The organism is Phyllobacterium sp., from assembly GCF_037994425.1.
Taxonomy (GTDB): domain Bacteria; phylum Pseudomonadota; class Alphaproteobacteria; order Rhizobiales; family Rhizobiaceae; genus Phyllobacterium.
Genome location: NZ_JBBNAM010000014.1, coordinates 1 through 10,571, shown reverse-complemented (window position 1 = coordinate 10,571; position 10,571 = coordinate 1). Strand labels below are relative to the sequence as shown.

Annotated in this window: 11 protein-coding genes; 5 read left to right on the top strand and 6 right to left on the bottom strand. The window is 57.9% G+C overall.

Annotated features, from left to right (window positions below; genetic code table 11):
- The coding region (locus AAAB35_RS00530) for an ISNCY family transposase (protein ID WP_340666302.1) at positions 1–945 on the top strand (945 nt) is incomplete at its 5' end.
- Between the two features lie 183 nt (positions 946–1,128).
- Here the strand turns inward: AAAB35_RS00530 and AAAB35_RS00525 are convergent.
- The 5 genes from AAAB35_RS00525 to AAAB35_RS00505 all read right to left on the bottom strand — a co-directional run bounded on the left by AAAB35_RS00525 (position 1,129) and on the right by AAAB35_RS00505 (position 4,100).
- The gene (locus AAAB35_RS00525) at positions 1,129–1,452 is read right to left on the bottom strand and encodes an RcnB family protein (RefSeq protein ID WP_340666301.1); all 324 of its coding nucleotides are present in this window, start codon (positions 1,450–1,452) and stop codon (positions 1,129–1,131) included.
- A gap of 151 nt (positions 1,453–1,603) precedes the next feature.
- On the bottom strand, positions 1,604–2,857 hold the full coding sequence (locus AAAB35_RS00520) for a D-amino acid dehydrogenase (RefSeq protein ID WP_340666300.1): 1,254 nt from the start codon (positions 2,855–2,857) through the stop codon (positions 1,604–1,606).
- A gap of 226 nt (positions 2,858–3,083) precedes the next feature.
- Positions 3,084–3,293, bottom strand: coding sequence for a cold-shock protein (locus tag AAAB35_RS00515; RefSeq protein WP_027230165.1), 210 nt, complete (start codon positions 3,291–3,293; stop codon positions 3,084–3,086).
- A 303-nt stretch (positions 3,294–3,596) separates the two neighbouring features.
- Entirely contained in the window at positions 3,597–3,851 is a 255-nt protein-coding gene (locus AAAB35_RS00510; protein WP_340666299.1) for a hypothetical protein, read from the bottom strand.
- Between the two features lie 51 nt (positions 3,852–3,902).
- Positions 3,903–4,100, bottom strand: a complete 198-nt coding sequence (locus tag AAAB35_RS00505) for a hypothetical protein (RefSeq protein WP_340666298.1) — start codon at positions 4,098–4,100, stop codon at positions 3,903–3,905.
- Positions 4,101–4,340: 240 nt separating this feature from the next.
- Between AAAB35_RS00505 and AAAB35_RS00500 the strand changes: the two genes are divergently transcribed.
- The 3 genes from AAAB35_RS00500 (at position 4,341) to AAAB35_RS00490 (ending at position 7,421) form a co-directional block, all read left to right on the top strand.
- Positions 4,341–4,523, top strand: a complete 183-nt coding sequence (locus AAAB35_RS00500) for a hypothetical protein (RefSeq protein ID WP_340666297.1) — start codon at positions 4,341–4,343, stop codon at positions 4,521–4,523.
- Positions 4,524–5,266: 743 nt separating this feature from the next.
- Positions 5,267–6,727 carry a Ppx/GppA phosphatase family protein gene (locus AAAB35_RS00495; protein WP_340666296.1) on the top strand — a complete coding sequence of 487 codons (1,461 nt, stop codon included), beginning with the start codon at positions 5,267–5,269 and terminating at the stop codon, positions 6,725–6,727.
- Positions 6,720–7,421 (top strand): RlmE family RNA methyltransferase, encoded by a 702-nt coding sequence (locus tag AAAB35_RS00490; protein WP_340666295.1) that lies wholly within the window; start codon positions 6,720–6,722, stop codon positions 7,419–7,421. Before AAAB35_RS00495 ends, AAAB35_RS00490 begins: the two co-directional genes overlap by 8 nt.
- Positions 7,422–7,756: 335 nt before the next feature.
- Here AAAB35_RS00490 and AAAB35_RS00485 read toward each other — a convergent pair whose 3' ends face one another.
- The gene (locus AAAB35_RS00485) at positions 7,757–9,160 is read right to left on the bottom strand and encodes an MFS transporter (RefSeq protein ID WP_340666294.1); all 1,404 of its coding nucleotides are present in this window, start codon (positions 9,158–9,160) and stop codon (positions 7,757–7,759) included.
- A 233-nt stretch (positions 9,161–9,393) separates the two neighbouring features.
- Between AAAB35_RS00485 and AAAB35_RS00480 the strand changes: the two genes are divergently transcribed.
- Positions 9,394–10,377, top strand: a complete 984-nt coding sequence (locus AAAB35_RS00480) for an MBL fold metallo-hydrolase (protein ID WP_340666293.1) — start codon at positions 9,394–9,396, stop codon at positions 10,375–10,377.
- Positions 10,378–10,571 lie beyond the last annotated feature (194 nt).

Sequence of the window (10,571 nt, the reverse complement as noted above, 5' to 3'; positions counted from 1 at the left end):
CGGCAGGACAAGCTGGAAAGCGGCAAGGTCGTGCGTGTGGACAGCACCGTCACCGCAGCACTCATCCACGAGCCGAGCGACAGCAGCTTGCTGTGGGACGCTGTGCGGGTGATGGTGCGGCTGTTGCAGCACGCGGATGCCTTGGGCAGCGCCGGCCCATGGCACGATCACTGCCGCGCGGCGAAGAAGCGGGCCCGGGCGATCGAATATGTTCGCGGCCGCCCCAAACGGGTTCAGCACTACCGCGACCTGCTCAGGATCACGCGCACCACCTTGGGCTATCTGCAGCAGGCGGCCGAGCAGCTGACCCTGGCGGCGGGCCCGGCCGTTGAACTTTGGCAGGCCCAAGTCCGCCGCTACCGGTTGCTGATCGCGCGGATCATCGCCCAGACCGAACGGCGGGTCCTGGCCGGGAAGCCGATCCCGGCCGGCGAGAAGCTGGTGAGCCTGTTCGAGCCGCATGCCGACATCATCGTCAAGGGCCGCCGCGACGTCGACTACGGCCACAAACTCAATCTGACGACCGGCCGCAGCGGACTGATCCTCGACCTCGTCATCGAAGCCGGCAACCCGGCCGACAGCGAGCGCTTGCTGCCCATGCTGGAGCGCCACATCGCATTTTATGGCGAGGCGCCGCGTCAGGCGGCGGCCGACGGCGGCTATGCCAGCCGCGCCAATCTGAGCGGAGCCAAAACCTGGGGCGTCCGCGACATGGCCTTCCACAAGAAGTGTGGCCTCAAGATCGAAGACATGGTTAAGAGCCGCGGGGTCTATCGCAAGCTGCGCAACTTTCGCGCCGGCATCGAGGCCGGCATCTCTTGCCTGAAACGCGCTTATGGCTTGGGGCGCTGCACCTGGCGCGGGCTGGACCACTTCAAGACCTATGTCTGGTCCTCGGTGCTCGCACATAACCTCGCACTCTTCGCTCGCCTCCAGCCGACCTGACACCTCCACGCTCCTGAGAGCGGCACCGTGTGCGCCGGGCAACTGACCCATGCCCGCAGATCCGCAAGCCAGTCCTCCCGGCCCCTATCTGCCACTTCGCGCCGCTACGCACCGCACAGCAGCATGGGGTGCGCAACCAAACATCCTTGAAACCTCAGAAAAACCGGCCTTTATGGACGGGCACTAGCGTGCCTGAACCAGCGCGGAAATGATGCCCGTTGCGACGCTGACCATAACGTAGTCGTTGTCCGCCTTGACCCACTGATAGCCACGCGGCGGGGTGCGCAGATGGTAGCGATGGTAGTCACGCACGACATGGCGGCGATAGCTCGGCGGGAGCCGTTTGCCACGCGACCAGTGGGTCTCTTTCACCGTCACTGTCTTCTTGACGATGACCTCTTTTTGCGGGTGGCCATAGCCATAGCCCTGGTGAGTTCGTTGCTGAGCGAATGCCGCGGGCTTCGTGATCAAAGAAAGTGCAATTGCTGCCAGAGCAATCTTTTTCATGGTGTTACCTCGTCAGTTGTGTGTGGCTGGACTAACCACAAGTGTCTTGGGAGACGCCTACTGGTTTAGGCCTGACGAGGTGAATGAAATCTGAACGCTCGACTAAACATTTTGTAATGTTTAAAACGGGTTAGCTCTTATCGGAGTAACATCAGCCATATCGGCTGATGTTGAGTGGGGAGGCGTCCACATCAGGTGACTTGCCGGAGACAATATCGGCAATGACTTGTCCGGAGCCGCAGGACATGGTCCAGCCAAGTGTGCCATGTCCGGTGTTGAGATAGAGATTCGCATATTTGCTGTCGCCGATGATTGGCGGGCCATCCGGGGTCATGGGGCGAAGGCCGGTCCAGAACGTCGCTTTGGAAAGATCGCCCCCGCCCGGGAAAAGGTCACCGACCGAGTGATGCAGCGTTGCCCGCCGCGCGTCGCGAAGGCTCAAATCGTAACCCGAGATTTCTGCCGTGCCCCCAGCGCGTATGCGATCGCCTAACCGCGTGATCGCAACTTTATAGGTTTCATCCATGATCGTCGAAACCGGCGCCGCTTCCGGATCGGCAATGGGAGCCGTGATTGAATAGCCCTTTACCGGGTAGACGGGGATATGAACGCCGATCCGCCGCAAGAGGAACGGCGAATAGCTGCCGAACGCCACGACATAGGCGTCTGCGCTAAGTTCCTCTGTCTCCGTCGAAACGCTGGCAACGCGGTTGCCGGATGTGTTTATCGACGTGATCGTCGTGTTGAAGCGAAAAGCGACGCCTTTCTCGGCGCAGAGCTTTGCCAGCTTGTCGGTGAACATCTGGCAGTCGCCGGTTTCATCGCCCGGAAGTCGCAGGCCGCCGACAAATTTGCCCTTTACGTTGGCAAGCGCAGGCTCGGCAGCAATGCAGCCCGCTGGATCGAGGAGGTCATACGGCACGCCGAACTGCTTAAGCACTTCAATGTCGCCGGCCGTTCCATCGTACTGTTTTTGCGTGCGAAAAAGCTGGAGCGTGCCCTGCGTGCGCTCGTCATAGCTGATGGCCACTTCAGCGCGCAGCGCCTTCAGGCAGTCGCGGCTGTACTCCGCGATCGGCACCATGCGCGCCTTATTGCGCGCATAGCGCGCGGACGTGCAATTGCGCAACATCCGGATGAGCCAGAGCGCCATATAGGGATCGACCTTGGGTCGTACGACCAGAGGCCCGAAATGCATAAGCATCCATTTGATCGCCTTTATTGGAACGCCGGGCCCTGCCCAGGGAGAGGAATAGCCGGGTGAAATCTCACCGGCATTGGCAAAGCTCGTCTCGAGCGCCGGCCCGGGCTGACGATCGACAACAACGACCTCGTGTCCTGCCTGCGCCAGATACCACGCCGATGTGACACCGACGACGCCACTGCCGAGGACAAGAACTTTCATCGCCGCCACACTCCTTCAACAATGCGGATTCGTTTCTTCCCGCACTCTCATATGGCGTGGTGCTTCTTTCCAGACATTTCTTTCCAATGCGATGAAATGTCTTGGTTTTCCGCGAGGACGGGAAACGCGGGCAAAATAAAAGGCCGGGAAAACCCGACCTTCTCAAATTCATCTTGCAATCAGTGCCAGTACATCCGTGGTCAAGGACCGCGTAGACGAATTAACTTTAGGCAGCCTGCAGCTGATCAGCCGTCATCTTGCCGGACTTGTTGTCGCGAACCAGCTGGAAGCTGATCTTCTGACCGTCGTTGAGGCTGCGCATACCGGCGCGCTCAACTGCGGAGATGTGAACAAACACGTCTGCCGAACCATCATCCGGCTGAATGAAGCCGAAGCCCTTGGTGGAATTGAACCACTTTACTGTTCCAGTGCTCATGATGAACCCTTTCAATGGAAATATTTCTACCCTCGGCACGACGCGCCGAGCAGTGTTTTAGCTCGATTTTTGAAGAAGGATTTTTTCAGAGCGCCTCATGGCACAATAAAACTAGTGACAAACTACCAAATACCGATTGGTGGTATATAAACACCGGGCTCTATTTCGTCAATGGCACAAACCAATAAATTATCCTCGCGCAAATAAAACGAATCACCAAGCGACCTTGTGCAAAATATTTATTTGAAAATATTTATGCTGTGATCTGTCCGGATAACCCACATGGGGGATTGGGCAATCAGCCTATCTTGCCTTTGCCTTGCGCGCGGCTTTTGATCTTGCCGCCGGAGGGCGCGCAGCAGTCTCGGTTTGTTCCGCGGCTTCTTTCGCCAGGCGCAATGCCTTGAGACGCGCCGTCTTGCTTTCCCATTTTGCGGTTTCGTCATTGATGATGGCGGTCGCAGCAAGGGTTGTCGCCAGATTCTTCTGCTCGGACGGACTTAATACGGGTTTTGGCTTCACGCCTACCGCGGGTAATTGTTTAGGACTATGTTTCATCGTGCCTCGCTTTACTCACGGCGCAAGCTTCGCACGCGCAGTCGCCTAAGTCTATCGTGTGGACGATTGGCGGGCTGGCTTCCATCCCCGTGCAAAGCCATAGGACAGGGCGAGCGAAGCGTATTCGATCTCGCGCAACAGGAATTCCCGTTCGGCAAGAAGGGCCGCAATCGTCGCCCGGGCATCGCCCTGATGGTAAGCCAGCGCCTCATCAATCTCATCTTCCGGTTGCCGGGATATCGCGTTCATCAGAATCTCCTTTTCATAAAGTTTGCCACAACCGCACTTATATGAAAAGGAATTGGTTCCTGTTTTGTTCACATTCAGGAACGGATGGCCACGAAAACCGTTTAAAGATTCGAGCGACCCACGGCGTGGCTATCATAGGGGCGGTGCTGGTGGTACAATGAAGTAATCGCCACAAAATCGAGGTTTGTCCGCCGGGTTCACCGGCGTGCTAAGTTTTGCGGCATAGGGAGGATCCCCGCAATGATGTTTATCCACACCATGAGCTTTCTGCAGAAGCTGAAGGTTCCAGTTTCAAGATCACAGGAACCACTTGTCAAAACCACGGTCACACCGGCCAAGGCGCCATTGAAGCGGGCAGAGCCGGACAGCGACGGTCAATTGCGCCGCCTGCGCCAACTTGTGGAGCACAACCGCCTGATCTGACCGTCATTGAGGCGGTCGCAACGAAGTCACTGTCACGACGCGCTGCCCACGGGGCGCGACAAGGCCTTCGCACCTGAAAGCTGCGACAAACAAATCCAATAAGGATCCCGGATTTTAGCTGGCCAAAGAGTCGGCAGGATTTAGGTGGTTAACGTCGCCCAGGTCAGTCGGTCGGCTGGTTAGCTTACGGAGTTGGCGAAGACGGCGTGGTCGGCCGCGTGCCCCATGGCGAGCCGGGTCTCAGGGGCGTGCAAAAGCGCTGCCGATCGTCCAGATGGCGACCAGGAAAATCAGGGTCGCTGCAACCAACAGGAGAAGGCCGACAAGTGAAACCGGCTTATGCTCATGATCTAACATTGAGAACCATTTCATTGGGTTGTAATGTTTTAAAATACAACCAAAGATTGAAACAACAACAAGATCATAACTTTAGCTAGTAGGCCCAGTGATTAATGTTGTTGCAGGTGATTGCCGGGGCGGAGGGATTGACGAGAACGAGAATTAGCATGCGGCCCCGATTTCCCATATTGATCACATCTAATCCCTTTGGATTATCACGATGAGAACGTTCACGGAACAATAGACGACGAAGGGAACCCGGAATCGGGTCGTGCGGCGTTTGCGGCTTATTTGGTCCCCGCACTTGGATATTTGCTAAAGCATGTTACATTATGTCCAACGTTAATTGAAAAAAGCGTCCTGCTGCGTCCTTAAGGTTCGCGCGGCGCCCAAAGGAAGATATCTTGAAAGACCCCGAAACGGGCGCGGGCAACGCGTCGCATGGAGGGGCGTCTGGCGGTGGCGAGGTGCTGAATGGTAGCACCGGTTCCGCCAAGAATGGGCTCGGGCCTCATGGAGATTCTGCGCTCGACGCGCGGGGCAACCAGTCTGATTCCCAGGAAGGACGCTTCGACAAGAATCCCAGAAAGCGTGCGCGTCGTCGCAGGCGCGGCAAGTCGAAACAAGCCGTTGTTTCGAGCACGCCCGTGCTTGCGTCGTCGCCCGTTCCTGCGCCCGATATCGACGCGGGTAACACGCCCGTAAAGCATGGAAAGAAGCGCCGGCCCAATCGCTTCCGCCGCCGCAGCCGAACAGGCGTGAAGCCGGAAGCAGGCACAACGCCGGCCACTGCCAGCGTTTCCATCAAGGCTCCGGTACTGCCTCAGCCGCAAGGATCGCGGCAAGACTTCCGCTACTCTGGGCCCCTTTACGCAGCGCTCGACCTTGGCACCAACAATTGCCGGTTGCTCGTTGCCTCGCCAACGCGCCCCGGCCAATTCCGTGTCATCGATGCGTTTTCCCGTATCGTCCGGCTCGGCGAAGGTCTTGGCGCTACGGGGCGACTTGGCGACGGGGCGATGAACCGTGCCATCGAGGCGTTGAAGATCTGCCGCGATAAGCTGCAAAGTCATGATGTACGCAAGGCACGGCTGATTGCGACGGAAGCATGCCGTCAGGCCGAAAACGGTCCTGAGTTTCTGAATCGCGTCAAGGATGAGACTGGGCTGCAACTCGAAATCATCAATCGGCAGACTGAAGCTCGCCTTGCCGTATCTGGATGCGGCACCCTGGTTGAGCGTGAGACCGATGCCGTGGTCCTGTTCGATATTGGCGGGGGCTCCTCCGAAATCGCGCTGATCGACCTCAGCGAGCGCCGTTCGCCGCGTCTCGCCGAGCACATCATCGCCTGGACCTCACTGCCGGTCGGGGTAGTGACGCTCGCCGAACGCTTTGGCGGGCGCGACGTGACGACGGACAACTTCGCCGTCATGGTCAACCACGTTGCCGATCTCCTCAATGATTTTTCCGAGCGGCATAAGCTCGGCGATCTCGTCAAGAGCCAGAACTTTCACCTTCTCGGCACGTCCGGCACGGTAACGACGCTTGCCGGCATACATCTCGGGCTCGAGCGCTATGACAGGCGCCGCATTGACGGCATCTGGATGCAAAACAACGACGTGACCGAAATGACGAGCAAGCTCCTTTCCTGGAGCTTTGACGAACGTGTCGCCAATCCCTGTATCGGGGCTGATCGCGCCGATCTCGTTCTCGCCGGCTGCGCCATTCTCGATGCCATCCGCAATGTCTGGCCGAGCCAGAAATTGCGTGTTGCCGATCGCGGACTGCGCGAGGGTATCCTGACTGAACTCATGTCGCGCGATGGTGCGTGGCGCAACCGCTGGCACCGGAGTGTACATGGCTAAGACGACAACCGGCGGCCGTGGGGGCACGGGAACGCGTGGTCTCCACACCAAGGTCAAGAAGAAGGCGGGCACGATCAAGGAATCGTCGCGCCGCTGGCTGGAGCGGCATATCAACGATCCTTACGTGCAGCGTTCGAAACAGGATGGCTATCGCTCGCGCGCGGCCTACAAGCTTATCGAGATCAATGATCGCTATAAAATTCTGAGGAAGGGCCAGCGTATCATTGATCTTGGCGCTGCCCCTGGCGGGTGGAGCCAGATTGCTGCCTCGATCGTCGGTTCGCCGGACGAACAGCCGACGGTGGTCGGTATCGACTATCTCCACGTCGATCCCTTGCCGGGCGTAACGCTCCTTGAGATGGACTTCCTCGACGACGCCGCGCCGGACAAATTGATGGAAGCGCTCGGCGGTCAGCCCGATATTGTCTTATCCGACATGGCGGCGCCGACAACCGGGCATCGCCGGACCGATCATATCCGCACAACACATCTTTGCGAGGTTGCGGCGGACTTTGCCGTATCGGTTCTGCGCCCCGGCGGACACTTTCTGACAAAGACGTTCCAGGGCGGCACCGAGAACGAATTGCTGGCCCTGCTGAAGAAGAATTTCAAGTCGGTGCATCACGTCAAGCCACCAGCTTCTCGGGCGGAATCGGTCGAACTCTATCTGCTGGCGCGTGATTTCAAGGGCTGATCCGACAGTCAATTCTTGGGAAATTGGGGTGAATCTCCATATTCCCTCTTGGAGCGGGGAACGAGCTTTGGTCCGTCCCGCTTTCCTTATTTTTGATATTGAACCCGGAGTGTGAGTGTCCAGCTCGTCCGGGTTCTTTTCATTATAGGGGTGATCCTCGACGGTCTTAACCGCGTGAATCACCTCCAAGTTTGAAGGCAAGGCGGTTCCCTCAGTCGGGGAGCCACTCTTCCCGATACGCCGGCTGGCTCGACGCACCTGCTTTAACCCTTCAACGAGACCACTATTCGTTTTGCAGCAATCGGGCACAAGAAACGCAAGGTTGTGGTGCTTGCCTATTCCGCTGCGGCCGGCGCTTTCAACAATGGCCGGTGACCGGAAACTTCCGCGCCTGCATCGGGCCGCAGTCCCCTGAATGACATGCAGGCAAGGCTTGAAACCGCCGCCACGATAAAAAACGCGATGTGAAAGTCGGATAGCTGGAGCGGTCCGCCGTGCATCTTTGTCGAGACTTCGAGGATGCCGCCGGCGACCGCGACGCCAAGAGCAATCGAGATCTGCTGTGCCACCGAACTGATCGGCGTTGCAAGGCTCGTCTGCTCGTTCGGAATGTCCGCATAGGCGAGCGCATTGGTGCCGGTGAAGAACAGCGAGCGGAAGAAGCCGCCAGCGAGAAGCAGAAGGATCATCAGTAGATACGGTGTCTCCGGCGTGAAGAAGCCGTTGATGGCGATGAAGCCCGCCGCGACTACCGACCCGTACATCAGCGAATTACGAAAGCCGGTCTTCCTGTAGAACCACTTCGTTACAAGCTTCATGCTCATCGCGCCAGCGGCGGAGACAAAGGTAATCATCCCTGATTGGAACGGCGTCATGCCAAAGCCGATCTGGAACATAAGCGGCAACAGGAACGGAACTGCGCCGACCCCGATGCGAAAGAGGCTGCCGCCGACTATCGATGCCCGGAAGACCTGGTTCTTGAAAAGGTCGAGAGACAATAGCGGCTCGGGTGTCTTGCGCGCATGAAGCAGGTAAAGGACTGCCGATAGAATGCCGATCGCAAGCGTCGAGAATCCGACCCATGAGGGAAGGGCCGGCAAGCTTACCACTGAGAGGCCAAAGACAATTCCGGAGGCCGCTATCCCACTAAGAAAGAACCCAGGCACATCAAGCGGGCGTTGGATCAACGTTTCGATTGCCGGTAAATAGCGGGTGGCGAACCAGATGCCGATAATGCCGATCGGGACATTGATCAGGAATATCCAGTGCCAGGTAAAATAAGTCGTAAGGAACCCACCTACCGGTGGGCCGAGCAACGGTCCGATGAGCGCGGGCATGGTAAGCCAGGCCATTGCGCCGACGAGTTCACTGCGCGGCGTCGAGCGCACGAGGACAAGCCGGCCAACCGGCGTCATCATCGCGCCGCCGACCCCCTGAAAAAAACGCGATACCACGAAGGCCAGCAACGAGCCTGAGACCGCGCACGCTATCGATCCCAGCACGAACACAACGATTGCCGCCCGGAAGACATTCTTGGCTCCGAACCGATCCGCCATCCAGCCGCTTACGGGAATGAAGACGGCAAGCGAAACGAGATAGGCCGTCAGCGCGAGCTTCAGCGCAATCGGACTCGTTCCGATATCTGCGGCAATTGCCGGAAGCGATGTCGAGATAACGGTGGAATCCATTTGCTCCATGAACAGAGCGACGGCAAGGACGAGGGGAACTATGCGGTTCACGATGTTTCCAGTTCTCACAACCGAGAAAACAGGAGGCAGGTCCGGGACGGGACTCAGTTGCTCTTGATGAAAGCTCCGATAGCACCCGCTGTTCCACCGCTCAAGCCGCGATCAAAGAGATGTGATCTTGCAGGCGCGTCTTGTGATCGATTCGCAATGAGGGCAGGGACGACGTCTCGGCCGGCCGGTGTAAGCTGCATTCCGGAACGATCACTGTCTGGAGGAGAGGTGTCATGCAAAGTTTCGAGATTTCCCGCCGCGACCTGCTCGTGGCCTCCACAGCAGCCATCGGAGGATTGACGATGCCGCAATTGATGACGGATTCCGCCATGGCCGCAGTGCCGCAATCCGAGGCCACGCCGCCCGGCTTCAAGCGCTTCAAGCTTGGCGAATACGAGATCACGACTCTGCTTGATGGGCTCCGTCCTGGAGACGGCCCGCATCCGACGTTCGGCGCCAACCAGACCCAGGAAAAAGTCGCCGAATTGATGCGCGCGAATTTCCTGCCCGAAACGAAGTTCGTCAACGGTTTCGCACCCGTTCTTGTCAACACGGGTACCGATCTCGTTTTGTTTGACACTGGCTTCGGGGCAGCAGGCAGGGAAAACGGCCTCGGCAAGCTCGAAGCGAATATGAAGGCCGCCGGTTATACGCCCGACCAGGTGAGCATTGTCGTTATCACGCACATGCATGGCGACCACATCAACGGTCTCATCAACGGTGAGACGCCCGCGTTTGCCAATGCAAGCATCGTCGCCGGCCAGTTGGAGTATGATTTCTGGACAGATCCGGCTCGCATGGGAACACCTGCAGAAAACGGCGCGAAGGCGGTGGCCACGAAGGTCAAGCCGCTGGCCGAAAAGATCAAGTTCATCAAGGCAGGCGATCCTGTCGTGTCTGGCGTTACCAGCGAAGCGGCCTATGGCCACACGCCGGGGCATATGATCTTCCACATCGAGTCGGGTGGAAAACACCTTGTCATCACCGCTGATACCGCCAATCACTATGTCGCGTCCTTGCAACGTCCAGATTGGGAGGTCGCCTTCGACGCCGACAAGGCCATGGGCGCCGCGACCCGTAAAAAGGTCTTCGATATGATCGCGACCGACCGGTTACCCTTTATCGGTTATCATATGCCGTTCCCCTCGGTCGGCTTTGTTGAAAAGCAGGAAGGCGGTTACCGGTTCGTTCCAGTTACCTATCAGTTCGACGTCTGATCCTTTGTCCACTCAGCGATCGCGGCGCATTGCGCCGGGATCGCGCCTGCCGCAGGCAGTCATTTTTTCAAGATCATGCGCTTTGATCGTCGCGACAAACCAGCTGTAGATTGAATTACGATTTATTGATCGCGCTGAAATTGCGTTTGAGCCTTTTCAAACGGACATATCCATGTTACCAGCCCGTGCCAATT